Source organism: Mesorhizobium sp. B2-4-18, assembly GCF_006441385.1.
GTDB classification, from domain to species: domain Bacteria; phylum Pseudomonadota; class Alphaproteobacteria; order Rhizobiales; family Rhizobiaceae; genus Mesorhizobium; species Mesorhizobium australicum.
Genome location: NZ_VFUW01000007.1, coordinates 1 through 25,354 on the forward strand (window position 1 = coordinate 1; position 25,354 = coordinate 25,354).

28 protein-coding genes and 2 tRNA genes are annotated in these 25,354 nt (G+C 64.2%); 10 read left to right on the forward strand and 20 right to left on the reverse strand.

What is annotated here, in order from left to right:
* Positions 1-87: 87 nt before the first annotated feature.
* Both FJ527_RS17610 and FJ527_RS17615 read right to left on the reverse strand, forming a co-directional pair.
* Positions 88-164, reverse strand: a tRNA-Arg gene (locus FJ527_RS17610).
* 44 nt (positions 165-208) lie between these two features.
* The gene (locus FJ527_RS17615) at positions 209-514 is read right to left on the reverse strand and encodes an ETC complex I subunit (RefSeq protein WP_015318428.1); all 306 of its coding nucleotides are present in this window, start codon (positions 512-514) and stop codon (positions 209-211) included.
* Between the two features lie 124 nt (positions 515-638).
* On the opposite strand from FJ527_RS17615, the gene FJ527_RS17620 reads away from it, so the two are divergent.
* A tRNA-Pro gene (locus FJ527_RS17620) sits at positions 639-715 on the forward strand.
* 24 nt (positions 716-739) lie between these two features.
* Positions 740-1,120 carry a hypothetical protein gene (locus FJ527_RS17625; RefSeq protein ID WP_246677735.1) on the forward strand — a complete coding sequence of 127 codons (381 nt, stop codon included), beginning with the start codon at positions 740-742 and terminating at the stop codon, positions 1,118-1,120.
* A 28-nt stretch (positions 1,121-1,148) separates the two neighbouring features.
* Here the strand turns inward: FJ527_RS17625 and FJ527_RS17630 are convergent, their stop codons facing one another.
* The 5 genes from FJ527_RS17630 to FJ527_RS17650 all read right to left on the reverse strand — a co-directional run bounded on the left by FJ527_RS17630 (position 1,149) and on the right by FJ527_RS17650 (position 4,634).
* A complete protein-coding gene (locus tag FJ527_RS17630) occupies positions 1,149-1,538 on the reverse strand; it encodes a type II toxin-antitoxin system VapC family toxin (protein WP_015318430.1) in 390 nt (129 codons plus the stop codon).
* A complete protein-coding gene (locus FJ527_RS17635; protein WP_015318431.1) occupies positions 1,535-1,792 on the reverse strand; it encodes a type II toxin-antitoxin system prevent-host-death family antitoxin in 258 nt (85 codons plus the stop codon). Before FJ527_RS17635 ends, FJ527_RS17630 begins: the two co-directional genes overlap by 4 nt.
* 329 nt (positions 1,793-2,121) lie before the next feature.
* Complete coding sequence (hdaA, locus tag FJ527_RS17640; RefSeq protein ID WP_140823856.1) at positions 2,122-2,826, reverse strand: DnaA regulatory inactivator HdaA; 705 nt, start codon at positions 2,824-2,826, stop codon at positions 2,122-2,124.
* 1 nt (position 2,827) lies between these two features.
* Positions 2,828-4,003 carry an AI-2E family transporter gene (locus tag FJ527_RS17645; protein WP_140823857.1) on the reverse strand — a complete coding sequence of 392 codons (1,176 nt, stop codon included), beginning with the start codon at positions 4,001-4,003 and terminating at the stop codon, positions 2,828-2,830.
* Positions 4,004-4,079: 76 nt separating this feature from the next.
* Complete coding sequence (locus tag FJ527_RS17650) at positions 4,080-4,634, reverse strand: CDP-alcohol phosphatidyltransferase family protein (protein ID WP_015318434.1); 555 nt, start codon at positions 4,632-4,634, stop codon at positions 4,080-4,082.
* A gap of 209 nt (positions 4,635-4,843) precedes the next feature.
* Between FJ527_RS17650 and purM the strand changes: the two genes are divergently transcribed.
* From purM to FJ527_RS17665, 3 genes are read left to right on the forward strand one after another with little or no spacing between them, the layout of a single operon-like run.
* Positions 4,844-5,953 (forward strand): phosphoribosylformylglycinamidine cyclo-ligase, encoded by a 1,110-nt coding sequence (gene purM, locus FJ527_RS17655; RefSeq protein WP_140617178.1) that lies wholly within the window; start codon positions 4,844-4,846, stop codon positions 5,951-5,953.
* Positions 5,950-6,663 carry a phosphoribosylglycinamide formyltransferase gene (gene purN, locus FJ527_RS17660; protein ID WP_140617179.1) on the forward strand — a complete coding sequence of 238 codons (714 nt, stop codon included), beginning with the start codon at positions 5,950-5,952 and terminating at the stop codon, positions 6,661-6,663. The genes purM and purN overlap by 4 nt, the downstream gene beginning before the upstream one ends.
* 14 nt (positions 6,664-6,677) lie before the next feature.
* On the forward strand, positions 6,678-7,187 hold the full coding sequence (locus tag FJ527_RS17665; RefSeq protein ID WP_015318437.1) for a histidine phosphatase family protein: 510 nt from the start codon (positions 6,678-6,680) through the stop codon (positions 7,185-7,187).
* 50 nt (positions 7,188-7,237) lie between these two features.
* Here the strand turns inward: FJ527_RS17665 and FJ527_RS17670 are convergent, their stop codons facing one another.
* The gene (locus FJ527_RS17670; RefSeq protein ID WP_015318438.1) at positions 7,238-7,477 is read right to left on the reverse strand and encodes a DUF680 domain-containing protein; all 240 of its coding nucleotides are present in this window, start codon (positions 7,475-7,477) and stop codon (positions 7,238-7,240) included.
* Between the two features lie 386 nt (positions 7,478-7,863).
* Between FJ527_RS17670 and FJ527_RS17675 the strand changes: the two genes are divergently transcribed.
* Together FJ527_RS17675 and FJ527_RS17680 are read left to right on the forward strand one after the other, a co-directional pair.
* Positions 7,864-8,541: a response regulator gene (locus tag FJ527_RS17675; protein ID WP_140823703.1), complete on the forward strand. Its 678-nt coding sequence runs from the start codon at positions 7,864-7,866 to the stop codon at positions 8,539-8,541.
* Between the two features lie 12 nt (positions 8,542-8,553).
* Positions 8,554-9,906, forward strand: a complete 1,353-nt coding sequence (locus tag FJ527_RS17680; RefSeq protein WP_140617182.1) for a sensor histidine kinase — start codon at positions 8,554-8,556, stop codon at positions 9,904-9,906.
* Between the two features lie 45 nt (positions 9,907-9,951).
* Here the strand turns inward: FJ527_RS17680 and FJ527_RS17685 are convergent, their stop codons facing one another.
* The 6 genes from FJ527_RS17685 to FJ527_RS29325 all read right to left on the reverse strand — a co-directional run bounded on the left by FJ527_RS17685 (position 9,952) and on the right by FJ527_RS29325 (position 16,174).
* Positions 9,952-10,830: an ABC transporter permease gene (locus FJ527_RS17685; RefSeq protein WP_015318444.1), complete on the reverse strand. Its 879-nt coding sequence runs from the start codon at positions 10,828-10,830 to the stop codon at positions 9,952-9,954.
* 14 nt (positions 10,831-10,844) lie between these two features.
* Positions 10,845-11,699 (reverse strand): ABC transporter ATP-binding protein, encoded by an 855-nt coding sequence (locus tag FJ527_RS17690; protein ID WP_140823704.1) that lies wholly within the window; start codon positions 11,697-11,699, stop codon positions 10,845-10,847.
* Between the two features lie 160 nt (positions 11,700-11,859).
* Positions 11,860-12,873 carry an ABC transporter substrate-binding protein gene (locus FJ527_RS17695; protein ID WP_140617183.1) on the reverse strand — a complete coding sequence of 338 codons (1,014 nt, stop codon included), beginning with the start codon at positions 12,871-12,873 and terminating at the stop codon, positions 11,860-11,862.
* A 175-nt stretch (positions 12,874-13,048) separates the two neighbouring features.
* Entirely contained in the window at positions 13,049-13,828 is a 780-nt protein-coding gene (dapB, locus tag FJ527_RS17700) for a 4-hydroxy-tetrahydrodipicolinate reductase (protein ID WP_140823705.1), read from the reverse strand.
* Between the two features lie 10 nt (positions 13,829-13,838).
* Positions 13,839-15,932: an ATP-dependent helicase gene (locus tag FJ527_RS17705; protein WP_140823706.1), complete on the reverse strand. Its 2,094-nt coding sequence runs from the start codon at positions 15,930-15,932 to the stop codon at positions 13,839-13,841.
* Between the two features lie 68 nt (positions 15,933-16,000).
* Entirely contained in the window at positions 16,001-16,174 is a 174-nt protein-coding gene (locus tag FJ527_RS29325) for a hypothetical protein (protein ID WP_015318449.1), read from the reverse strand.
* A gap of 109 nt (positions 16,175-16,283) precedes the next feature.
* Here FJ527_RS29325 and FJ527_RS29330 point away from each other — a divergent pair, with 109 nt between their 5' ends.
* Entirely contained in the window at positions 16,284-16,424 is a 141-nt protein-coding gene (locus tag FJ527_RS29330; RefSeq protein ID WP_015318450.1) for a hypothetical protein, read from the forward strand.
* Between the two features lie 33 nt (positions 16,425-16,457).
* Here the strand turns inward: FJ527_RS29330 and FJ527_RS17710 are convergent, their stop codons facing one another.
* The 4 genes from FJ527_RS17710 to FJ527_RS17725 form a co-directional block, all read right to left on the reverse strand.
* Positions 16,458-16,628: a hypothetical protein gene (locus FJ527_RS17710; RefSeq protein ID WP_224525574.1), complete on the reverse strand. Its 171-nt coding sequence runs from the start codon at positions 16,626-16,628 to the stop codon at positions 16,458-16,460.
* Positions 16,629-16,937: 309 nt separating this feature from the next.
* Complete coding sequence (locus tag FJ527_RS17715; protein WP_015318452.1) at positions 16,938-18,098, reverse strand: M20 aminoacylase family protein; 1,161 nt, start codon at positions 18,096-18,098, stop codon at positions 16,938-16,940.
* On the reverse strand, positions 18,091-19,335 hold the full coding sequence (locus tag FJ527_RS17720; RefSeq protein WP_140823858.1) for a Zn-dependent hydrolase: 1,245 nt from the start codon (positions 19,333-19,335) through the stop codon (positions 18,091-18,093). The genes FJ527_RS17715 and FJ527_RS17720 overlap by 8 nt, the downstream gene beginning before the upstream one ends.
* Positions 19,336-19,349: 14 nt before the next feature.
* The gene (locus FJ527_RS17725; protein WP_140823707.1) at positions 19,350-20,558 is read right to left on the reverse strand and encodes a diaminopropionate ammonia-lyase; all 1,209 of its coding nucleotides are present in this window, start codon (positions 20,556-20,558) and stop codon (positions 19,350-19,352) included.
* Between the two features lie 104 nt (positions 20,559-20,662).
* Between FJ527_RS17725 and FJ527_RS17730 the strand changes: the two genes are divergently transcribed.
* Both FJ527_RS17730 and FJ527_RS17735 read left to right on the forward strand, forming a co-directional pair.
* The gene (locus FJ527_RS17730) at positions 20,663-21,142 is read left to right on the forward strand and encodes an Lrp/AsnC family transcriptional regulator (protein WP_140823708.1); all 480 of its coding nucleotides are present in this window, start codon (positions 20,663-20,665) and stop codon (positions 21,140-21,142) included.
* A gap of 61 nt (positions 21,143-21,203) precedes the next feature.
* On the forward strand, positions 21,204-22,346 hold the full coding sequence (locus tag FJ527_RS17735; protein WP_140823709.1) for an NAD(P)/FAD-dependent oxidoreductase: 1,143 nt from the start codon (positions 21,204-21,206) through the stop codon (positions 22,344-22,346).
* Between the two features lie 14 nt (positions 22,347-22,360).
* Here FJ527_RS17735 and speB read toward each other — a convergent pair whose 3' ends face one another.
* Together speB and FJ527_RS17745 are read right to left on the reverse strand one after the other, a co-directional pair.
* On the reverse strand, positions 22,361-23,170 hold the full coding sequence (gene speB / locus FJ527_RS17740; RefSeq protein ID WP_140717882.1) for an agmatinase: 810 nt from the start codon (positions 23,168-23,170) through the stop codon (positions 22,361-22,363).
* Between the two features lie 59 nt (positions 23,171-23,229).
* On the reverse strand, positions 23,230-25,350 hold the full coding sequence (locus FJ527_RS17745; RefSeq protein ID WP_140823710.1) for a molybdopterin oxidoreductase family protein: 2,121 nt from the start codon (positions 25,348-25,350) through the stop codon (positions 23,230-23,232).
* Positions 25,351-25,354 lie beyond the last annotated feature (4 nt).

Below are 25,354 nucleotides of genomic sequence, written 5' to 3' on the forward strand. Positions count from 1 at the left end.
ACTCCAAAACCCCTTCGGGCCAAAAGTGTTACCCATGTCTCCGGTATAAACCGTAACCTATGTGTCCGGAACGGACCTAGAAATTATTGGCGATCCCGACAGGATTCGAACCTGTGACCATCGGCTTAGAAGGCCGGTGCTCTATCCAGCTGAGCTACGGGACCGTCGGCCGGCCAACGGCCGGCTGGATGCTTGGGCCTGCCGCCTTTCAGTGCGTCCAGGGCGTCCTGCGGTCATAGCGGAAATTCTCCGCATAGGAAATCTGGCGGCGCTTGGTCTCTTTCGGTTCCTCGACACGGAAGGCAAGCCCTTCCTTTTCCGCGTAGGCCACCGCTTCTTCGCGCGTGTCGAAGGTGAGCCGGATCTGGCTTCTCATGTCACCCGACGTGGTGTAGCCCATCAAGGGATCGATCTTCTTGCGCATCTCGGGGTCGAATTCCAGCACCCAATGGCCGGTCTTGGCCTTGCCGGACTGCATCGCGGTTTTGGCTGGGCTGAAAATGCGCGCGGACATGGCCACCTCTTTGTTGGCAAGGCGGCATCGCCGCCTCTTCGCCCGTCATTACTGCGCATTGGCAGCGGCGGCAAGGTTTTTGCACTTGCCATGTACCACCGAAATGAATAGGCAACAGACCGTTCGGAGTGTAGCGCAGGCTGGTAGCGCATCTGGTTTGGGACCAGAGGGTCGGGAGTTCGAATCTCTCCACTCCGACCATTTCTCATTTAAAATGCGACACCGATGGCACCGAAGGGGTTTTGGCCCTTATCCGCGTGTCATTATTTCAGGCTCGCTTCCATCGCCATTGCTGGCTTAAGCTGCGGCAAACGGGGGGTGGCGGTGCTTGGGATAGATGCTTGGGTGTCGCTGTTCGGGCCGGCCTATTTCGCCTATGCGGGCGTGACGGTTCCGTTCATGGTGGCATGGGCGATCGCCTGTGCCGCCTTGGCGACGTGGAACAATCGCGGGAGCCGCAGGCACGGCAGGCTCGCACCTGGCATCGTCGCCTCCCGTTCGTGGGCAGCCAGCATCGGGATTTTTGTGCTGGTCGCGGCCTGCTATATTGCCGCGCACTCGGCCGTCTATCTGTTGGTCCGGCATTTCGTCAGAATGTGGCTGTGATTGGCCGCAAGCTCACCGGCCGGCAGTGTTACGTTGAGAGCACACCCTCTATATCGGTTTTCGAAAAATCGGCTCCGACATACAACAGCCGGCAAGCGTGCTCCTTCGCCACCTCGTAGGAGAAACAATCGCCGAAATTGAGCGCGGCCGGATGGCTGCCCTTGCCCCATCGCGCATAGGCTTCGGCGATACGCCGGGCCGAGGCCGGCGTTACCACCACCACCTCGAAACCAAGCCCGTCAATCAGGCTGGACAGCTCGGCGGCGACGCCACGATGGGCCGCGACGATCAGCGCCTCGGCAACGGTGCCGGCGGAGATCAGGAGGTCGTTCTCGGCTGCGAGCGCGGCCATGCAGGCGTCGGCCTGAAGTTCATTCAGGACGATCGCCATAAGCGCCGACGTATCGACCGCGATCATTCTGGCATGCCGTCATCGCCATAAAGGAAGTCCTGGCTGCGGGCAGCGGATGGTCCGGCCTTCATCTTGGCCGCCCCTGCCGCACGCGCCGCTTCCATGAGCGTCCGGCGACCTTCCTTGCCGGGCATTGCCTTGATGGGAACCAGCCGCACGGCCGCATGGCCGTGACGGGTCAGAATGACCTCGTCGCCCGCCTCAGCGCGGCGCACCAGCTCGGTCAGCTGTCCCTTGGCGTCGGTAACGGATACCTGCATCGAATACTCCGCATGGACCATTCTCCGGTCCAAATCTTTTAATCGAGAAATAGACCATCGAGTGGTCTATTTCAAGAGTTTCGACAATGCGGGGGTGGTCCGTGTCGTTGGGGTGGATGTCCGCTGCGGCGGCACCCGCTCGATGCATTTTGAACGCAAGCTCGCCGGGCGAGAACCCCAACCGCCTCAGTCCCGGCGAGCCTACAACCTGATTTGGAACGCAATCAGGACCGGGGTTAGCCGGCAAGCTCACGCAGCAAGATAAGTGCCAGTCTTGTTTCCCAAAATGGGACTCAGTCGAGACGAGGACAGGTGGAAGCCTGAAGTCATCAAATCTCGAACTCGCCCTGCCCTTCGTCCATGGCATTGATGGTTTCGGCGGCCAGCGTCCTTGTAATCGGCATCTTGCGCTCCAGGGCGGTACGATCCAGGCGCTCCACCACACGCATCGCGGTTGCCAGAGAACGCTCGATGCGCCGCACCAAATACTGCACGACATGCGGCTCGACCTCGACCTGGCGGTCGGCGAACAGCTTGGTGATGACACCGGCGAGCAGGAGATCATCGGGCTCATGGATCTCGACGGTCGCCGCAGCCTTGAGCCGCGATGCAAGATCGGGCAGCGACACACCCCAGGCCGAGGGAAAGCGGCGTGCGGTCAAAAGCAGCGTCGAGCCGGCGCCACGCACCGCATTGATGAGATGGAACAGGCCCAGTTCGTCGACCGCGCGTGCGTCGACATCATCGATCAGGGCCGGGCGGGCACCAAGATTTGCGATGCTGTCGCCAATGCGCCTGGCGTCGACAGTCACCGCCTTGGCGCGCGCGCCCCAGATCGAGGCCAGATGCGTCTTGCCGGAGCCGGCTGGGCCCGCCAGCACGACCACCGGTGCTGGCCAATCCGGCCAGCGGTCGACCAGTGCGGCCGCCTGGTTGTTGGTGCCGGAGACGACCAGCTCATCACGCGAGTAACCGGTGCCATGGCCGAGATCGAGCGGCAACTGGCGTGGCGGGTCGGTTCGCTGCGCGGTCACTTCAGCGACGCGGTTGCGAGCGGTGGCCGCCGCCGCGATCAGCTGGCAGTGGCGGTGCGGGTTCTGTCGCATGGCCTTTGTAGAGCGGCGATTCGAGATAACGGGCGATGGCAAATCGCACCAGCACCGCAACCGCCGCCGAAGCCGGCACGGCAATCAAAAGGCCGACGAAGCCGAACAGCGCGCCGAAGGCGAACAGCGCGAACATCAGCCATACAGGATGCAGGCCGACGCTTTTGCCGACCAGCCTGGGCTGCAGGATGTTGCCTTCGATGAACTGGCCGATGAAGAAGACCACCGCAACCGCGACGATCATCGTCCAGTCAGGCCAGAACTGAACGAAGGCGACGCCGACGGCCAGCACCAGCCCGGTCAATGAGCCGACATAGGGGATGAAGGAGATCAGCCCGGCGAACAGGCCGATGAGGATGGCGAAGTTCAGCCCGGTCAGCGTAAGGCCGGTGGCGTACATGGCGCCCAGCACCAGGCAGAGCGTACCCTGGCCGCGCACGAAGCCGGCAGTGGCGGTGTTGACGTCGCGCGCGATGGCGCGGACCGTGGCGACGTTGTCGCGCGGCACCCAGCTGTCGATGACCGCCACCATGCGGTCCCAGTCGAGCAGCATGTAGAAGGCCACGACCGGCGTCACCACGAACAGGCTGACCACCGAGACCAGCGCCACGCCCGAACTCCAGATCGAAGTGAAAACCGTCGTGAGCAGGCCGAAACCGGAGGTCAGCAGTGAGTTCAACCCATCGCGCAAGCCATTGGCGTTAACGCCGAATTTCTGTTCCAGCCACTTCGGATCAAAGGAGGTGATCAGGCTCTGCAGCCGGGTCAGGTACTCCGGCAGCTTGCCGGCGAAATCGGCCATCTGTGTCGCCAGCACCGGAATGAGGATGACCAAGGCCAGCACCAGCACGATCAGGAATGTGATGAGGATGACCGCCGTCGCCATGAAGCGGCTGAGGCCGAGCCGCTGCAGACGGTCGGCGACCGGATCGAGGAAATAGGCAAGCACCATGCCGGCGACGAAGGGCAGCAGGATGTCGCTGAAGACATAAAGGAAGAGCGCCAGGATCGCGGCACCCGCCAGCCAGAAGAATATCTGGCGCCGGAACGTGGCCGACGCCTCGGCCTCTGCCGCCGTCTCGCCTTCCGGCACGACGACACCCATCTGGCCGTCGTCGGTCTTGCCCAGCGCCGCCTTGCGGGCGGCCGGCTTGCGGGCAGGCCTGCCGTCGATGGGCTTGTCAGCCTGATTTACCGCCTTCGCCATAGCCGCTCATATGCCTCAGCCAAGCCACGAGATAGGCCGCGGCCGAAGCCACGGTCAAGACCCCGGACAGCAATATGAGGCCTGGCCGCAGAGGGTCGAGGTGCACGGCAAAGGCGAGTTCGCCCAGCACAACCGCCGCCAGCACGATCTGGACGGCGGTATTCGCCTTGGAGACCAGGAACGGTTTAATCTCGACCGGATGGGCCATCGCCGTGGACAACAGGACCGCGCAGACGATCAAGGCGTCACGCGACACCATGGTGACGACCAGCCACAGCGGCAACTGACCGATGATGCCCATGACGACGAACACCGAAACCAGCAGCAGCTTGTCGGCGATCGGATCGAGATAGGCGCCGAACCTGGACTGCTGGTTGAAGCGGCGGGCGATGAAGCCGTCGACGCCGTCGGAAATGCCGGCAACGACGAAGCCGGCAAAGGCCCAGTCCCAACGCGCCTGCAGCATGGCCAACACCACGGCAGGCACCAGGACAACGCGCAGCATGGTGATCAGGTTGGGGATGGTCAACGCATTGTCCCGCCGTATTATGCGTTGAGATAGATGAGGGAGATGGAGGGCCGAGGCAAGGGAGAGCCGGCTGGGCCAGCCGCAAGCACTGAGTGCGATGCCCCCGGCTATCCACGCTTTTGTCGGCCAAACGAAGCCCGGTTCGGCCGTTATCCTTGCGGACCGAAACCGTTCATGCGAAGAGCCCGCAAACGAGCAGGAACATTGCGATGAGCAAGCGCGAAACCGGCCAGCATAAAACGGGCCAGAACAAAACGGCCAAGCGCGGAAACGGGCTCACCTATGCGCAGGCGGGCGTCGATATCGATGCCGGCAACCTCATGGTCGAGAAGATCAAGCCGCTGGTGCGCGCGACGCGCAGGCCGGGCGCGGATGGCGAGATCGGCGGCTTCGGCGGCCTGTTCGATCTGAAAGCGGCCGGTTTCACCGATCCGGTGCTGGTAGCAGCCAATGACGGCGTCGGCACCAAGCTCAAGATCGCCATCGAGGCGGGAAAACACGACACGATCGGCATCGACCTTGTCGCCATGTGCGTCAACGATATCGTCGTGCAGGGTGCCGAACCGCTGTTCTTCCTCGACTATTTCGCCACCGGCAAACTCGATCCCGATCAGGGTGCCGCGATTGTCGGCGGCATCGCGCAGGGCTGCCGTCAGGCCGGCTGCGCGCTGATCGGCGGCGAGACGGCGGAAATGCCGGGCATGTATCACGGCAAGGACTATGACCTTGCTGGCTTTGCCGTGGGTGCGGCCGAACGCGGCCAGCTCCTGCCCACCGACGACATCGTCGAGGGCGACGTGCTGCTCGGGCTGGCCTCTTCTGGCCTGCATTCGAATGGTTTCTCGCTGGTGCGCCGCATCGTCGCCGCCAGCGGTCTGGCGTGGAACGATCCAGCACCGTTCAACGACGAGGCGACGCTTGCCGAGGCACTGCTCGAACCCACCCGCATCTACGTCAAGTCGATCCTCAAGGCGATCCGCAACACGCATGGCATCAAGGCGCTGGCGCACATCACCGGCGGCGGTTTTCCGGAAAACATTCCGCGCGTGCTGCCCAAGGACTTTTCCGCCGAACTTGACCTCAATGCCATCGACGTGCCGCCGGTGTTTTCCTGGCTGGCCAAGACAGGCGGCGTGGCGCCGGAGGAGATGATGCGCACCTTCAATTGCGGCATCGGCATGATTTTGGCTGTCGCTTCCGGTCAGGCGGCGCAGGTCGCTGCCGTGCTGCAGGAAGCCGGCGAGACGGTGACGCCGATCGGCCGCATCGTGCCGCGCCGCGACGCCGGCGTCATCTATCGGGGCTCGATCGGCCTATGAGCACGCAGAGAAAACGCACCGTTGTCTTGATTTCGGGGCGCGGCTCCAACATGACCGCGCTGATCGCGGCGGCCAGCGATCCGGCCTTCCCGGCCGAGATTGCCGGCGTCATTTCCGACAAGGCGGACGCCGCCGGCCTCGGCATCGCCAGGGCACGCGGCATCGCCACCCAGGTCATTTCCCGCGCCGACCATGGCAGCAAGCAGGCGCATGACGCGGCGATCGACGCGGCACTTGCGGCCTTCAACGCCGACATCGTGGCGCTGGCCGGCTATATGCGCCTCCTGACCCCCGGCTTTGTCCAGAAATGGCAGGGCCGCATGATCAACATCCACCCTGCCCTGCTGCCGGCCTTCAAGGGGCTCGACACCCATGCGCGCGCGTTGGCCGCCGGCATCCGCATCCATGGCTGCACGGTGCATTTCGTCACGTCCGAGATGGATGATGGCCCGATCATCGCGCAAGCGGCCGTGCCGGTGATGGTCGGCGACAATGCCGATACGCTGGCCGCGCGCGTGCTCAAGGCAGAGCACCGGCTCTACCCGCTGGCGCTTGGACTGGTCGCCGAAGGCAAGGCACGCATGGAGGCCGGGCATACGGTTCTTGCCCACTTCGCCGACGATGCCGACAACGGCACCTCGGTGGTGATGGCGCCCGATCCGCTGCGCGAGGAAGCCGACCTCGAGCACCTGGCGCGGATCACGCCCTGAGCGAGAGCGCAGCGATGAAACAGCTGCTCCTGCTGCGTCATGCCAAATCGAGTTGGGACGACCCTGACCTCGACGATTTCGACCGACCGTTGGCGGAACGTGGGTTGAAGGCGGCCCGGCTGATCGGCCGCGAGCTTGGAGCGCGCAACTGGCTGCCGGATCAGGCGCTGGTGTCGCCGGCGCTGCGCACCCGCGATACCTGGCGGCTGGTGGCGGCGGAACTGCCAGTGCATCCCCGGGTCGCGTTTGCCGAGGCGCTCTACGATGCCGCAGCGGCGGATATTCTGGGTCAGCTACGCAAAGCGGACCCTTCGACCAGCTGCCTGCTGGTTCTCGGCCACAATCCGGGCCTTGAGGAGCTGGCAAAACAGCTTGCCGGACCGGGATCGGAGGCGAAGGCGCGCAAGAGGCTCGAGGAAAAGTTTCCGACAGCAGCCCTCGCGCGCTTCGTCCTTGAAGACGATTGGTCCGGGGTGTCGGCCGCCAGGCTGACACATTGCCTGCGGCCGAAGGATCTGAGCTAGAAGTCTAATGTCCGCGGGTGCGGCAGATCAGACCCGCCGCAGCCGCGACATCAGTTACCCCAGATGCCCTGGCCAGGCTCGGGCCAGTCGGTGGCTGGCTTCATCTTGGTGTCGGCGGTCTTGTGTTTGATCATATCCGTGTCGTTGACGGCGCCCGTGGCGGCGTGATCCACGCCGGCGACCGGGGCGACCGGCTGGTTGGCATTGTCGGAGCCATAGTGGTCGCTGCCGGCGAATGCACCCCCGGCTGCGACAAGGATAGCGGCGGTAGCGAGAGCAAGTCTGTTCATTTCAATCTCCTGTTCATCCGTTGGGCGGCGTCTTGGGAGGACGGTTCCGCTGAGGAGAAGACCACAAGCAGCCTGGTTTTATTCCTGGACGTGAGATGTTTTGCCTACTGAGAAGATCGGCGGCCTTCGGTCTGACCTCATTCAAAACAAGAGCGGCGGGCCAGACCCACCGCTCTTTGTTCTGTCCGTCTAGTGGCGTGCCCTTGGGAGGATTTCGCGTCGCGAGGCATCTAGCCCGCGAAAAACGTCGCAGGCCGCAGCCAAGCCGCATTTGCCTTGCGTTGCGATCGATACTATCGATCATCCGGGTCCGATTGCCGAATGGGATCGTAGATCGAGCCTTGGTGGCCGTTGAGACCGAAGTGGATGCTGGAACGGCAATAGACATGCGATTGCTGCTTGTGGAGGACAATCGCGAACTGGCGGACTGGCTAGGCAAGACCTTGCGCCAGGCGAATTATGTCGTCGACATCGTCCATGACGGCGAGGATGTCGAGCACGCGCTTGCCGCCGGCGACCACGCGCTTGTCATTCTCGACCTTGCGTTGCCCCGCATGGGCGGACTGGAAGTGCTGCGCATGCTGCGAGCCCGCGGCAACCGGGTGCCGGTGATCGTACTGACCGCCAATGCCAGCCTCGATGGCCGGGTCAAAGGCCTCAACGAAGGCGCCGACGACTATCTGGCGAAGCCCTTCCAGGTAGAGGAGCTCGAAGCGCGCATCCGCGTCCAACTGCGCCGCGCCAATGACCGGACGGCACCGGTCGTTGCCTGCGGCGACCTCATCTACGACACCAACACCAGGCTGTTTTCGCTCGGCGGTGAAACACTGGCCCTGACACCACGCGAACATGCCGTGCTTGAACAATTGATGATCAAGGCGGGACGCACGGTAAGCAAGGCCGCCCTGTCGGCGGCGATCTACGATTTCGAGACCGACGCCGATCCAAGCGCCATCGAGATCTATGTGCACCGTGTGCGCAAGAAGCTCGAGGGGTCGCGGGTCCAGATCACCACTTTGCGTGGCCTCGGCTATCTCTTGCGCCATGAAGATCTGGCGCCATGATGATTTGGCGCTATGAAGACTAACAGCCTGCGTCTGCAATTGCTGGCCTGGGTCGTGCTCCCCCTGGCCGGGCTTGCGACCATCAATCTGTGGACCAGCCAGCGCAACGCTCTGGCGACCGCCGATCTGGTCACCGACCGCATGCTGGTCGGCTCGGCCCGTGCCATCGCCGAGCAGGTCGCCATGGCCGATGGCGTACTCGATGCCACCATCCCGCCGGCGGCGATCGAGATGTTCGATACCGGCGATCGCGACAGCGTCTACTATCGCGTCGAGACCGCCGGAGGACGGTTGCTGACCGGTTACCCCGATTTGCCGCAAGCGCCGCGGCATGCGAGCGCCGAGGCGAGCTATCGCGACCATATGTTGCGGCTCTTGACGCTCAGCCACGCGGTGATCGGCGCCGGCGGCGATTCCCCCATAACGGTCACCGTGGGCATAACGCTCTCCGGGCATGATGCGATGGTGAAGCGGCTGTGGTTCAGCGCCTTCGTCCAGCAACTGGCGCTGGTGGCGATCGCCGGCGTCTTCGTGCTGCTTGGCCTGCGCCGCGGCCTGGCGCCATTGATGAGCCTGCGCGACGCGGTGCGTTCGCCAAGCCGAAGCGACCTCGATCCGGTTGACGTGCCGGGCGCGCAGAGCGAAATCCGGCCTCTGATAGAGGCGCTCAACGCCTACATGGAACGGGTGCGCGCGCAGATGGGAGCGCAGCGCCGTTTCATCGCCAATGCCGCACATCAATTGCGCACGCCGCTGGCGCTGCTATCGACGCAGGCAAGCTATGCGCTACGCGAAACCGCCACCGATGCGCGCCAGGAAGCGCTGGTGGCGCTGCAGGCCAGCTCCGGCAAGCTGGCGCGGCTGGCCGAACAATTGCTCACCCTGTCGCGTGCCGAGCCTGGCAGCCGGCGGCCACGCGCCGATCGCATCGACCTGACAGAAGCCGCCCGCCATGTACTGGAAACGCAGGCGCCCGCGGCGATCGCCCGCAAGATCGATCTCGGGCTGGAGGAAACAGGGCCGGTTGCAGTCATTGGCGACGGCACCATGCTGCGCGAGATGATCGTCAATCTTGTCGACAACGCGCTGCGTTACTCGACGGCAGGCGCCAGCGTGACGGTGAAGCTGGCCGCCATCGACAGCGAAGCCGTGTTGACGGTAGCCGATGACGGACCCGGCATCCCGGCCGAAGAGCGGGATCACGTGTTCGAGCGCTTTTATCGCATCGCCGGTTCGACCGAGGAAGGCAGCGGCCTGGGCCTCGCCATCGTGCGCGAGGTTGTCGAGAATGCCGGCGGCCGCGTCACCCTCGGGGATGGCGCGGCCGGCGGTCTGGTGGTCGAGGTCAGGTTGCCCCTGGCCTGAACCGACCCGCACCAAGCGCGAGCTCGTACTGTCCTCGGAACAAAATCAGGTGCCCTGCTCGTTGAACGGCGCCGGCCGCCACTTGACGACATAGTTCTCGAAGCGGGTGATGATGAATTCCACCACCAGCGCCATAACCGCCAGGATGATCATGGCGGCGAAGACGCCATTGGCGTTGAAGGCGCCCTGCGCGGTCGAGATCAGCAGGCCCATGCCTTGCTTGGCGCCGAGGAATTCGCCGACCACGGCGCCGACCAAGGCAAAGCCGAAGCTGACATGCAGGCTGGCCAGGATCCAGCTCATCGCCGACGGGATAATGACGGTGCGGGTGATCTGGAACGGCGAGGCACCGAGGATCTGGGCGTTGGCGATCATCGCCCTATCGGCCTCGCGAACCCCCTGGAAGGCGTTGGCGAAAACGACGAAGAACACCATCACCACGGCGAGCGCCACTTTCGAGGCCATGCCGAGGCCGAGCGCGATGATGAAGACAGAGCCGAGCACGACGCGCGGCACGGAATTGGCGATCTTGATGTAGATCGAAAAGACATCGGCCAGCAGCCGGTTGCGGCCGAGAATGATGCCGGCGGCGATGCCGCCCAGTGCGCCGATGGCGAAGCCGAGGAAGGTTTCCTCCAGCGTCACATAGATCTGCAGCCAGAGCGGTCCCTGCGAGGTGCCCTCGGTGATCCAGGACCAGATCTGTTCCCAGATGCCCGAGGGACTGGCGAAGAAGAACGGGTCGATGATGTTATAGTCGGCGCCGAGTTCCCACAGGCCAAGGAACGCAACGAGGATAGCAAGGCGCAGGCCGATGACCAAAGCATGGCGGCGGCGCAGCCGGGCCCTCGCCCGGGCCTCGGCAACGGCAATGGAGGCATCGCGGACGGCGGCATGGGAAGCGGTGGGAGAGATAGCGGTCATGTTGGTGTCTCCTCTCAATGCCCGCTCTGCAAGGTGCGGCTCTGGCCGAGCTGCACTTCTTCGCGCAGGTCGTTCCAGATCACCTTGGCGATCTCGACGAATTTCGGGTCGTAACGGATGTCGGCCATGACACGCGGACGCGGCAGGTCGATGCGGTAGACACTCTTGACCGTTCCCGGCCCGGCGGTGAGCACATAGACCTTGTCGGCCAGCGCCACCGCCTCCTCCAGATCGTGGGTGACGAAGACGACGGAGGATTTCTGTTCCGACCACAGGCCGAGCAATTCGTCCTGCATGGCCGTGCGCGTCTGCATGTCGAGCGCACTGAACGGCTCGTCCATAAGCAGAATCTTCGGCTGGTTGATGAAGGTCTGGGCAAGGGCGACGCGCTTGCGCATGCCGCCCGAAAGCTGGTGCGGATAATGTTTTTCGAAGCGGCCGAGGCCGACGCGGACGATCCAGTCGCGGGCCCGATCATAGGCCTGCGCCTTGGGGATCCCGCGATAAAGCGGACCGGCGGCGACATTGTCGATGACGCTTCGCCAGGGAAAAAGCGCATCGGCTTGGAAGACGAAACCGATGTCGCGGCTGATATCGGTGACCGGTTTGCCCATGACGCGGACATGACCTGTGGTCGGCCGCAGCAGGCCGGTGACGAGGTTGAGTGTCGTCGACTTGCCGCAGCCGGTCGGCCCGACGACGCAGGCGAATTCGCCACGCGCCACCGTCATGGTGAAGTCGCGGATCGCCGTCATCATATGGCCGTCGGGCGTGACGAAGCGTAGCGTCACATCATCGATGGCGATCGCGGCATCGGCCGGCGGCGCGGCCTGAGACAACTTCTCAGCCGCCATCGTTTGCACTTGCATGGCATACTCCTGTGGCGATGATGCGAGAATGCCTGCGGCCAAAACTTGTGGTCGCCATCTCTCGACATCGGTAGGCGCGCCGCTGCCAAATCGATTCAGGCCAGCGGCGCAACTTGTTGTTCCTCAAGAGCGAACCGGGTAACCCGCCTCGCCTGCCTGCCTACTTGGCGGCGTCGACGAATTCCGTCGTGAAGGTTTTCGACAGGTCGATCTGCTTGCCCTGCAGGCTCTTGGAGAAGGTCGACAGAACTTTCAGCACCGTCTCGGGGCCATCGGCCGGCATGCGTCCGTCGGGCGTGAACATCGCCTTGCCGCCGGCGAGCCCCTGGATATAGAGATCCTTGTTGCCGGCGTAATAGTCCTTCGGCATCTTGTCGGCGATCTCCTCGGCCGAATGGCCGGCGATGAACTTCATCGTCTTGACGAAGGCATTGGCGAGCTTCTGTGCTTCGTCCTTGTGGCCTTCGACCCAGGAAGACTGGACGTAGAAGGATGCCGCAGGATAGTCGCCGCCCAGCGCTTCCTTGGTCTTTTCGGGCGTGCGCATGTCGACCAGGACACTGGCCTCGCCGGTCTTGAGCAATTTCGCGATGGTCGGCTCCGTGGTCATGCCGGCCTGAATTTGGTCCTGCTTGACGGCGGCGATGAAGGTGTTGCCGGCGCCTACCGGCAGCAGCGTGTAATCACCCGGCTTCAGGCCGCTGCGGACGGCAAGATATTGGGTCAGGAAATCGGTCGACGACCCAAGCCCGGTGACGCCCAGCGTAGCGCCCTTGAAGTCGGCCGGCGACTTGATCTCCGGGTGCTTGGCGGAGACCAGTTCGACCTCGCCAGGGGCCTGGCTGAACTGGACGATCGACTCGATGTATTTGCCCTTTGACTGTAGGTCGACAGTGTGGTCATAAAAGCCGACAACGCCCTGCACGGCGCCGGCCAGCAATTCATTCTCGGCCTCGACGCCGGCTCGCGAGTTGATCAGTTCGACGTCGAGCCCCTCATCCTTGAAGTAGCCGAGCTGCTGGGTGAGCACGGCCGGCAGGTAAATCTGCTTTTCCATGCCGCCGACAATGATGGTGATCTTGTCCGCGGCGGACGCCGCGGTCGCGCCCGTGCCGACAATGGCGAGCGTCAGCGCCGCCGAACGCAAGATGCACTTCGAGATCAAGCCGGTCATGTAACTTCCTCCACCTGGGCGGCGCGCCATCCAGGCTGCGCCGCATTCCTCCTGCCGGCCACTCCCGCACCGGTCACGCGGCGAACGCCGCAATGAATCAATTGCATGCCCAAGCTTTCAGCTGGCTTTCAGCCACTTTAGCAACCGGGGAATGAAAACAGCCAGGATCTGCTGGTTACGATGCGCCAAAACCCAATACGTCGCGCATGTCGTATTCGCCGGGAGCGCGGCCCGCCACCCACAATGCCGCGGCGATGGCGCCGCGTGCAAACATGATGCGGTCACCAGCCGAATGCGCCAAGGTGACGGTCTCGCCTTCCGTGCAGAAGCTGACGCTGTGCTCACCAATGATGGCGCCACCCCGCGCCACCGCGAAGCCTATCTCGCCCGCCGGCCGCGCGCCGGTGACGCCATCGCGGACGCGCCTCGCAACCGTCTCCAGCCCGATTTCGCGTCCGCCGGCAACAGCCTGCCCCAGCATCAGCGCCGTGCCCGAAGGCGCGTCGATCTTGTGGCGATGATGCGCCTCGAAAATCTCCGCATCCCAGTCATCGGGGTCGAGCGCCCGCGCTGCCTGTTCGACCAATCCGACCAGCATGTTGAGCCCGAGCGAGAAGCTGCCGGAGCGCACGATGGCAATGGTTTTCGCGGCATGGGCGATGGTGGCCATCTCGGCGGGCTCGAAGCCTGTCGAGCCAATCACCAGGGCTGGCCCGCCCCTTCCGGCACACAATCTGGCCAGTTCCGCGGAGGCGGCCGGCGTGGTGAAGTCGACGACCACGTCAGCCATGGCAATTGCTTCGTCGCCGCTCACCAGCCCATCGCCGACACTGCCCGGACGGTGAAAGCAGCCGGCGAGCGCCAGACGCGCATCGGCCCGCACCGCATCCGCCATCTGGCGACCCATGCGGCCGAGAGCGCCTGATATGGCGATCCTGATCGGCAGCTGCGGCATCGGCTTCCTGCTATTTCCACATGCCGCGCATGCGCGCGCCGATGTCGACGCGCACCTCCGGCCGAGGCGCCCTGCCTTGCGCCGCTTGCGCGGCTGGCCACGAAAGCTGCTGGAACGCGGCGAGGATGGAGGCCGGAATGAAACGGGTGCGCGAGGCGTAGACATGGCGGTCGCCGCGTGCCGCCTGGCCATGCGGAAAGAAGCGCTGGGGCATGACGAGGTTGAGATTGTCCTTGGCCCGTGTCATCGCCACGTAGAGCAGCCGTCGCTCCTCCTCGATATCTTCCTTGGTGCCGACACCGAGATCGGCCGGAATGCAGCCATCGACCGTGTTCAGCACGAAGACGTTCTTCCACTCCTGGCCCTTGGCCGAGTGGATGGTCGACAAGATCAAATAGTCCTCGTCGCGGTGCGGAGGGCCGGCCTGGTCGCTGGTTGCGTCCGGCGGATCGAGCGTCAGCTCGGTCAGGAAGCGTTCGCGCGAAGCATAGCCCAAGCCGATTTGCTCGAGTTGCAGCAGGTCGGCGCGGCGCGTGATCGCATCCTCGTGGATGCGCTCCAGATGCGGTTCGTACCACAGCCTGACCTGTTCGAGATCGGCCGGCCATTTGGCGCCGGCGCGCAAGCCGGAATAGAGCGAGACGAAGCCGGGCCAGTCGTCGGCGGCGCGCTGCGGCGGACGCCAGCCGGCCAGTCCCATCGCCTCGTCCAGCGCCGACGTCATGGCCTCGACGACCTGCGCGGCCGCGGAAGGGCCAATGCCGGGAAGAAGCTGCAGCACGCGAAAGCCGGCGACACGATCGCGCGGATTTTCAGCAAAGCGCAGTACCGCCAGCACGTCCTTGACATGCGCGGCATCGAGGAATTTCAGGCCACCGAACTTGACGAAAGGGATGTTGCGCCGCGTCAGCTCGATCTCCAGCGGCCCGCTGTGGTGCGAGGCGCGAAACAGCACCGCCTGCGACTTCAGCGCGGTACCGGCCTCGCGCTCGGCAAGGATGGTGTCGCAGACGAAGTTCGCTTGCTCGACCTCGTCGCGCACGGTCACAAGTCTCGGTTTGTCGGCGGATTTGCGTTCCGACCACAGGTTCTTGGTGAAGCGCTCCGAGGCTTCGCCGATAACCGCGTTGGCGGCCGCCAGAATGGTCTCGGTCGAGCGATAATTGCGCTCCAGCATCACCACATCGGCGGTCCGCGCGAACTGTCTAGGGAAGTCGAGGATGTTGCGCACTTCGGCGGCCCGGAACGAATAGATCGACTGCGCGTCGTCACCGACGACCGTCAGCCCGGCGCCGTCGGGCTTGAGTGCCATCAGGATCGAGGCCTGCAGCCGGTTGGTGTCCTGGTATTCGTCGACCAGCACATGGTCGAACCGTCCGCCCAGATGCGTGGCGATTTCAGGCTCGGCGGTCATCTGCGCCCAGTAGAGCAGCAAATCGTCGTAATCGAGCACATTCTGCGCCTGCTTGGCCTCGACGTAACCGGCAAACAATTGCTTGAGCGGCTCGGCCCAGCCGGCGCACCAGGGGAAGGCGGACCCCAGTACCTCACCCAGCGGCGCCTGCGCGTTGACGGCGCGCGAATAGATGGCAAGGCAGGTGCCTTTGGTCGGAAAGCGCGCTTCCGTCCTGGAGAAACCGAGTTCGTGGCGCACGAGATTCATCAGATCGGCGGAATCCTCGCGATCATGGATGGTGAAGGCCGGATCGAGGCCGATCTCCAGCGCATAGTCCCGCAGCAGCCGCGCGCCGATGCCATGAAAAGTGCCGGCCCAGGTCAGTGCGTCCGTGATCACCGCGGCGTCGCGGCCGAGCACTTCGCCGGCGATGCGCTCGACACGTCTCGCCATTTCGGATGCGGCGCGCCGCGAAAACGTCATCAGCAGGATGCGGCGCGGGTCGGCTCCCTTGACGATCAAGTGGGCGACGCGGTGCGCCAGCGTGTTGGTCTTGCCGGAGCCGGCGCCGGCGATAACCAGCAGCGGGCCTGCAATCTTGCCGCCGCCATGTTCGACGGCCTGGCGTTGGGCGTCGTTCAGCCGGGCGAGATAAGCCGGCTGGCCGGTCTGTTCCAAAAACGTCGAATCATGGGCGGCGAGGTTCATCGCCCATCAAGCATCGTTTCCGCTTTGTTCGCAACAGAGAAGCAGTTCCGCCAATACAGCGGGAGCAATCAGCGTTTCGGGTCAACGCCCATCGACGCCGACTGCCGGCGTAGCGCCTCGCGGTCGTTTGCGGGCGCTGGCAGCAAGAGCGGATCGACACTGTCGGGAACCTCGTCGATCATCTTGCGGGCGAGACGGTAAGTGACAAAGGCCAGCGTGCCAACCAGAAGCAAACGGATCATGCGGCGGTCCTCCTTCGCTGGGTCAACCTGAGGCAGGGGATTTTGTTCCCTCGGCGCAATCGTGCAACCAAACCGACACCGCCTCGTTCTGCGGGTGGAGGAAGTAGCCATGAAAAAGCTGGGACTGATCCTCGCGCTGGTGACTTTGGCTTTCTCGGCCTGCGACAACAAATTGCCGCCGACAAAGGCGACTGGGGCCGATCAAGATCTCGCCATTCCTGTCGTGAACAATGGCATTGCCAGCCAGTGAATGGAGCATTGCGCAAAAACGATTGCGGGATCTTCACCGCATTGCCGCGATGCATTCCTCGAGACGCTCGAGGCGGAACTTGGCATTGCGCAGCTCGTGGCCTGCGTCCTGGCGCAGCTGTCGTGTCTGCGCCGAGGCGGCGGTCAAGTCTCGTTCGAGTTGAGCGATGCGGGCGCGCACCCGCCGCGCTTCGTCCTGACGCACCGCCTTTATCCAGCTCCGCCCGCGCATCTATGAACCCGCAGCATCCAAAAGCGTGCCACAGCCATGACAGTAAAACCCTAACTTCCGCCGAGCGCGAACGTTCTAACTTTAACGAAATCTAATTTAGCATGCGGGAGAGAAGGCCGGCGCCGCTTGGGAGGTAATCTGATAGCGCCGGCCAGGCGGATATCAGGTCCGCCGCGTGAGCGAGGGTAGCTGAGTCTTGCCGTAGCGTCATGCCAGATCAAGGATTTCGGCCTTTCCCCGGCGTTTTCCCCCGCTAAATGCCGCGAAAATCCCCCCGGGGGTTCAAGTCCCAAGCCGCTGCCTGGCGATGGCGGCATGGAAACTGGCGCCGAACAACAGCCCGTCGTCGTTGAAGTCGTAACTGGAATTGTGAAGCGGTGCCGAGGCCTCGCCGTTGCCGAGGAAGACGAAGCAGCCCGGCACGTGGTCGAGGAAGCGGGCGAAATCCTCCGACGCCGTCATCGGCTCGCGGGCGACCGCGATATTGCCGCGTTCGAAAACAGTCCCGGCGGCGGCAAAGGCCGCGTCGACCAGTTCGGCATCGTTGCGCAAAGGCACGAATTCCCTGGTGTAGTTGACCTCGGCGGCAACGTTGTAAGCGGTAGCGATGCCTTCGGCGATGATGCGCATCTGGCATTCGATCTTGGCGCTCACCTCGGGGCGGAAGCTGCGCGCGTCGCCAAGGATGCGGGCGATGCCCGGCAGTGCGTTGCGGGTGCCATCGGTGATCAGTTCGGTCACCGAAACCACGGAGATGTCGGCCGGGCTCAGCCGGCGCGAGACGATGGTCTGCAGGTTGGTAACCAGCGCACAGGCGGCGACCAGCGTTTCCTGACCCGAATGCGGCCGCGCAGCGTGACCGCCCAATCCCCTGAGCACGATCTCGAAGACGTCTTCGGCCGACATGACCGGGCCGGCGCGGGTCTCGAAATGTCCAACCGGCAAGCCCGGCATGTTGTGCAGGCCAAAGATCTCGTCGAAGGGAAAGCGCTGCATCAGGCCATCGTCGAGCATCGCCAACGCGCCTTTTCCCCATTCCTCCGCCGGCTGGAAGATGAAGCGCACGGTGCCGTCGAAACCGCCCTCCCCGGCCATGAGCTTGGCCGCACCGAGCAGCATCGCCGTGTGGCCGTCATGGCCGCAGGCATGCATGATTCCGGGATTGCCGGAGCGGTATGGCGCGGTTGATTGCTCTGATATGCGCAGAGCATCCATGTCGGCCCGCAGCGCGATCGCGCGGTTGCCGCTGCCGCGCTTCAAAGTCCCGACGACCCCGGTGCCGCCGACACCCTCGGCGACATCGTCCAGGCCGAATTCGCGCAGCTTGGCGGCAACGAAGGCCGCGGTGCGCTCCTCCTCGAAGCCGAATTCAGGGTGCGCGTGCAGATCATGCCGCCATTCGGTCATCTCCAGCTTCAGCACATCACGATCGATTTCAGCCATCGCCTGATACCTCCCGATCCGCAAGGTGGGCGACGATATCAAGCAGGATGTTGGCGCCGGCGACAAGCTCGGCATCGGCGGTATGTTCGCGCGGATTGTGGCTGATGCCACCGGCGCTCGGCACGAAAATCATCGCCGCAGGCGCGAGGCGCGCCATCATCTGCGCATCGTGGCCGGCGCCTGAGGTCATGCGCTTGGATGCATACCCGCGCTTCTTCGCGGCAGCTTCGATCAATTCGACAATGCTGATATCGAAGATCACCGGCTCGAAGCGGGCCAGCCGCTCGACCGAGATCGCGACGCCATCGGCGGCCAGGTTCTCAAGAAACGCGGCGAGTGCGGCTTCCTCGGCTTGCAGGCGATGCTCGAAAGGGTCGCGCAGGTCGACGGTAAAGACGGCGCGCGAGGGAATGACATTGATGGCGTTTGGCTCGAAACGCATCGTTCCGACCGTTGCAACGGTCGGCGTGTTCGAGGCTTTGGCGCGGTCGTGCAGGAACGTGACGACACGCGCGGCCGCATGCCCGGCGTCATTGCGCATCGACATCGGCGTGGTGCCGGCGTGGTTGGCGACGCCGTCTATGGTGATGCGCTGCCAGGAGATGCCTTGCAGGTTTTCCACAGCACCGATCGGCACGCCTTCGCGTTCCAGAACCGGGCCCTGCTCGATATGCAATTCGAGATAGACGTGCGGCTTGAGGAAGCCCGGCTCCTCGTCGCCGGCATAGCCGATGCGGGCCAGTTCCTCTCCCAGCACGCTTCCGTCGGTGCCGACGGCCGCCAGCGCCTCGTCGATACCGACGCCGCCGGCATGGACCAGTGAACCCATCATGTCGGGGGAATAGCGAACCCCTTCCTCGTTGGTGAAGGCGGCGACCGCGAGCGGTCGCGACGGGACAAGAGCCGACGCCTTCAGCGTCTCGATCACCTCCAGCCCGGCGAGCACGCCGTAGCAGCCGTCATAGATGCCGGCATCGATGACGGTGTCGATATGCGAGCCGACGAGGATCGGCGCATGGCCGGCATTCGCCGGCGCCTGCCAGACGCCGAAGATATTTCCCATGCGATCGACGGCGATTTCGAGACCGGCCTCGCGCAGCCAGCCGACGAAGCGGTCGCGACCCAGCCTGTCAGCGTCGGAGGCGGCCAGCCGCACCAATCTGCCCTCGCCATCACGACCGATGCCGCCGAGTTCGCGGATGCGGCCAAGCAGCCTTTGTGCGTCGATCGAGGTCATGGCATCGATCAAGGTCATGGCGTCGCTCCAGAAAGCACCTTGCCGGCAAGCACATCCGCCGGATTCATGCCGACGAGTTCGGCATAGCGGCGGGGATCTGTCGCGCCTTCGGTGTTGACGACCAGGACGCGCGAACTGGCGTCGAGGCCAAGCTCGGCCTTATGATCGGCCATCGCCCGGATCAGCCCGGCAAGGCCGACCCCGCCGCTTTCACCGGCGACGATGGCCGGATCGTTGCCGGCCGGGCGTGCCAGCCGCCGCATCACGGCGATGGCTTCGTCCTCGTCGACGGTCATGAAGGCATCGGCGACGCGTGCCAGCACGCGCCAGGCGACCGGCGAGGCCTCGTAGCATTCGAGCATCGCCATGACTGTCGCCTCGCCATGCGCGATCTTGACCGGATGCCCGGCCTTGGCGGCGCCGAAGACGCAGGCGGCACGGGCGGGTTCCACCACCGTGAAAACCGGCCTTGCTTCGCCAAGCACGATGGCGAGATGGCCGGCGACCGCCGCCGCGATGCCGCCGACGCCGGCCTGCACGAAGACATGGGTCGGCGGTTCGGAGATCTGGCCCAGCGCCTCGCGCACGATCGCCGTGTAGCCCTGCATGACGAGGCCCGGAATGCGTTCGTAGCCCGGCCATGAGGTATCGGAAACCACCGTCCAGCCTTTCTCCGCGGCGACGCGCGCTGCCTGCCTGACCGAATCGTCGTAATTGCCGTCGACATGGATCATCTCCGCCCCATAGCGGGCGATGGCCGCGACGCGCCCGTCGCTGACGCCGGCATGGACAAAGATCGCCGCCTTTGCGCCAACAAGCTCGGCGCCTTGCGCGACGGAGCGGCCATGGTTGCCGTCGGTAGCGCAAGCAACCGTCATGGTCGCCGCGACCGACCGGACTTCGGGCCGATCGAGATCCGCGACACCGACGAAGCGGCCGAGCCGCTTGCTTGCCTCCTCCAGGACCAGACGGAAGACCGCATAGGCGCCGCCCAGCGCCTTGAAGCTGCCTAGACCGAGGCGAAAGCCCTCATCCTTGACATGCAAGGTGCCGAGACCGAGTTCGCCAGCCAACGCCGGCAGGGCGTGCAGCGGCGTCGCCAAGTGATTGTCACGGCGGGCAAGGAAACGCTCGACAGTGTCCGCCCCGACGATGCCGAGGGTTTCGGCATCGGCCTCGTCCAGCGGCTGGCGGTGCAAGGCATGGCGATTGGGCAGGAACATTGGCGGTCTCTCCTTGGCGTCCAAGAGAAGATATATTGCAAACCCTGCGCAAAAAGCGCCGCAATTTAGCTCTTGAAATGCAAGTTTGTTTCGTCAGGATAGCAATGTCTCAGTCGCCAGCCTCACTCGACAGCTTCGATCTCGCCATCCTTGCCATCCTGCAGCGGGACAACACGACGCCGCAACGGCTGATCGGCGAGGCGGTGAACCTGTCGGCGCCAGCCGTGCAGCGCCGCATCAAGCGCATGGAGCAGACCGGCGTCATTACCGGCAATGTCGCCATTGTCGAGCCGGCGGTCGTCGGCCAGCCGATCACTATCTTCGTCGAGGTGGAGCTCGAGAGCGAACGCACCGAACTGATCGACGAGGCCAAGCGGCAATTCTCGGCGGAGCCGCAAGTACAGCAATGCTATTATGTCACCGGCGAGGCCGACTTCATCCTCGTCATCGCCGTGGCCGACATGGGCGCCTACGAGGCGCTGACGCGAAAACTGTTCTTCGGCAGCAACAATGTGCGGAAGTTCCGCACCTTCGTCGCCATGGACCGCGTCAAGGTCGGGTTGACGGTGCCCCTGCCTGGATGAGCCGGTGCACCCTTGCCACGTTTCTGACATTCTGGATCGCCAATTGGAGGGGGAGGCGCGCATGGACGAAACCACGAAAGTCGCGATCATCGGTGCCGGGCCGGCGGGCCTGGCGGTTGCCGCATGTCTTCGCCAGGCCGGGCAGGATTTCGTCATGCTTGAGAAGGAGCAGCAGGCCGCGCCAGCCTGGCGGCGTCACTATGACCGTGTGCATCTGCATACGACCAAGCGTTACTCCTCGCTGCCCTTCGTTCCCTTCCCAAGGGATTATCCGCGCTATGTGCCGCGCCACCTCGTGGTCGAGTATCTCGACGCCTATGCAAAAGGCTTCGCCCTGGAGCCCCGCTTCGGCGAAACGGTGCGAGCGGTCGCCAGGGATGGCCGCGGTTGGCGGGTGGAATCGACCTCCGGCGCCTTACGCGCTTCGCATGTGGTGATCGCGTCCGGCTACAATGCCGAACCCTTGCTGCCCAGATTTGCCGGCATCGAGGCCTTCAAGGGCAAGACGCTGCACAGCGCCGACTATCGCAACGCCGCGCCTTTTGCCGGCCAATCGGTGCTGGTCGTCGGCATGGGCAATACCGGCGCGGAGATTGCGCTCGACCTGGTGGAAGGCGGCGCCCGACCGACGATCTCGGTGCGCGGGGGCGTTCACATCGTCCCGCGCGAACTGTTCGGCGTGCCGTTCCAGATGGTCGGCATGGCGACGCGGCTCGGGCCGCAGCGCATCAACGACGCGCTGTTCCCCGTCATCCTCGATCTGGTGCTGGGGAGGCTGGAGAAGTTTGGGCTCAGACGGCCGAAGCAGGGATTGCTGCAGCAGATCGCCCTTGCGTCGCGCATTCCGGTGATCGATGTCGGCACCATCGGCAAGATCCGGGAAGGTGCTATCAAGGTGGCGCCCGACATCGCCGAAATCTCGGAACGCGGTGCCCGTTTTGCGGACGGCAAGCACGGCGAATTCGACGCCATCCTCTTCGCCACCGGCTATCGGCCGGGCTATGCCAGGTTCCTCGAACCCGGCGTGGAGCCCGGCCCCAGCGGCGTCAATGCCCGAGCTTCGGATCTCGGCCTCTATCTGGTCGGCTTTCACAACGCGGTCACCGGGCTGTTGCGCGAAATCGGCATCGAGGCCCAGGCGGTCGCCGATGACATCCGCCAACGGCAAAACAGGAAAAAGGTGGCCGAAACCCTGCCGGTGTGATCCCAGGCGCGCCCTCAATCCACCGCGGGCGATGTCCTGAGCATCATGCCGGCGATCTCCTTCGTCAGTTTGGCGGCGACAAGCGCCGTCATGTTGGAGAGGTCCTGGCTCGGATTGTATTCAACGATATCAGCGGCAACGATCGGCTGGTTGATGCCTTGAATCAGGTTGATGACCTGCCGCGTCGACAGGCCGCCGGGCTCGCGGTGAGAGACACCGGGCGCAAAGGCTGGATCGAGCCCGTCGAGATCCATCGAGATATAAACCGGAGTCTTGAGATCAAGCGTCAGGCTTGCGCCGAAATGCGCGGCCTCCACGACCTCGACGCCAAAGCGCTTGAACTGATCGCGGTGATGGTCGTTCACGGCGCGCAGGCCGATCTGGATCAGCCGGTCGGCTAGCCGTTCCTCCATGATGCGCGCGAAGGGCGAGGTGTGCGAACGCGGATTGTCACCGTAGGCATGATAGATGTCGGGGTGGGCATCGATATGCACGATCGTCAGGCTCGGGTGGCGACGGCGCACCGCGCGCAGCACCGGCCAGGTGATCGCGTGGTCGCCGCCCAGGCTGATCAGCGGGTGGCCTGCCTCCAGGGCGCGACCGACTTCGCTTTCGATGCGCTGCCAGGGATCGCCCGGTTTGTCGAAGTCGATGTCGCCATGATCGATGAAGCGGCCGGTCAGGTCGAAGCCGGTCTCGCTCCATGAGGAGTAAGCATCGCTGGTGAGTTCGCGCCTGATGAGCGGCGGCGCCTTGGCCGCACCCTGGAGATAGGATGAATTCTCGTCATGCGGTATTCCCAGAAGCGAAATCGCGCCAGCCATCGACACTCTCCCATTGCGACGGACGAATTGACATCAGGCGCAATCGATAATCGCGGCCGCTATGCACTCAGCTCTTGCGCCCGGCGCAGCCAGACCTTGTTGTCGTGAAAGGCAGCGCCGCCATAGGGTGCGGGGGCGTCGGCGCCGGTCAGTACATTGATGCCCTCGCCGCGCTCATGCGCGCTGTTCGGCCAGATACCTTCGGCGATCACGACGCCGCGCTTGATGCCGCCGAACAGTCTGGCGTGCAGCACCACCTCGCCGCGCATGTTGCCGATCTCGACACGGTCGCCCTCGGCCAGCCCCAGAGCCGCCGCGTCCTCGGGATGCAGCAGGAGTTCCGGGCGGACCTCCTTGGCCTTCGACACCGGTGTTTCGGAAAAGGTCGAGTTGAGGAAGTTGCGCGCCGGCGAGGTCGTCAGCCGGAACGGATGGGCTTCGTCAGCCACCTCGATCAGGTCGACATGATCAGGAAATTCGGGCAATCGCGCCACCGGGCCGAACAGGCCCATGCTCTTCGGCGGCCGGTTGGGAGCCGCCTGGCCGGTCCAGTCGGCGCGAAAACGGAATTTCCCATCCGCATGGCCAAAGCCCCGGATGAAATGCGCCGTGTCGAAATCCGGCTGCAGATCAATCCACTTCTGCTCTTCCAAGCTGGCGAAGCTGCCCAACCCGCGCTTGCCGAGGATGATGTCGATATGCTGCTGCTCGGTCAGCCCGAAGCCCGGCCTGTCGGCGACACCAAGGCGCTCGGCCAGCTGCTCGATGACGAAATGGTTGGTGCGCGGCCCTTCCGGCGGTTCGATCAGCTTGGGGCCGAGCGTGATGTGCTGGTTGCCGCCGCCCTTGTAGATATCGTCATGCTCGACGAACATCGTCGCCGGCAGCACGACGTCGGCCAGCTTGGCCGTGTCGGTCATGAACTGCTCGTGCACGCAGGTGAACAAATCGTCTCGCAAAAATCCCTGCTTCACCAGCCGCTGCTCGGGCGCGACATTCACCGGATTGGTGTTCTGGATCAGCATCGCCGTCACCGGCGGCCCGCCATAAAGCGCGTCACTGGCGCCGGTCAGCACCGGGCCGATGCGCGAATGGTCGAGATAGCGGATCGAGGGATCGCGCATGCGCGTGCCCTCGAGCACCTCCTGGTTGAGTTTGAAGATGCCGGAATTGGAATGGAAGGCGCCGCCGCCCTCATACTGCCAGGCGCCGGTGACGGCGGCGATGCAGGACGCGGCATGCATGTTGACGGCGCCGTTGCGCTGGCGGGCAAAGCCGTAGCCGAGGCGAAAATAGGTCTTTTTCGTCGTGCCGACGAGGCGCGCGAAGGTCTCGATCTCGGCGACCGTCAAACCAGTAATATCGGCCGCCCATTCCGGCGTGCGGGTAACGAGATGCGCCTCCAGGCCTTTCGGATCGTCCGTGTATTTCTGCAGATAGGCGCGGTCGGCCAGGCCTTCGCGAAACAGGACATGCATGACCGCACAAGCGAGCGCGCCGTCGGTGCCGGGCTTCAGGACCAGACCAATGTCGGCCTGCTTCATCGTCGCATTCTCATAGACGTCGATGACCACGATCTTCGCGCCGCGTTCCTTGCGCGCCTTGATGGCGTGGGTCATCACATTGACCTGCGTGACCACGGCGTTGGTGCCCCAGATCACCACGCAGTCGGATTTCGCCATCTCCCGCGGGTCCGGTCCGCGCAGCGCGCCTGCCCCCATCATCCAGCCGGTCCAGGCGAGATTGGTGCAGATCGAGCCGAAGAAGCCCGAGTACTTTTTCGCGTGGCGCAACCTCTCGATGCCGTCGCGCTGCACCAGCCCCATCGTGCCGGCATAGTAATAGGGCCAGACCGTCTCGGAGCCGTACTTCGCTTCGGCCGCGTCGAATTTCTCGGCGACGAGGTCGAGAGCGGCCTCCCAGCTAGATTCCTGCCAGACGCCCTCGCCCTTGGCGCCCTTGCGCACCAGCGGCTTCAGCAGACGATCGGGATGATGGACGCGGTCGGCATAGCGGGCGACCTTGGCGCAGACGACGCCCGATGTGTAGCTGTTGGCCTTGGCGCCATGGACCCGGCCGATGCGGTTGCCGTCGAGCAGTTCGACCTCGAGAGCACAGGTCGACGGGCAATCATGCGGACAGGCCGAATGGCCGATGCGGAGGTTGGCGTGCTGGTTCATGGGA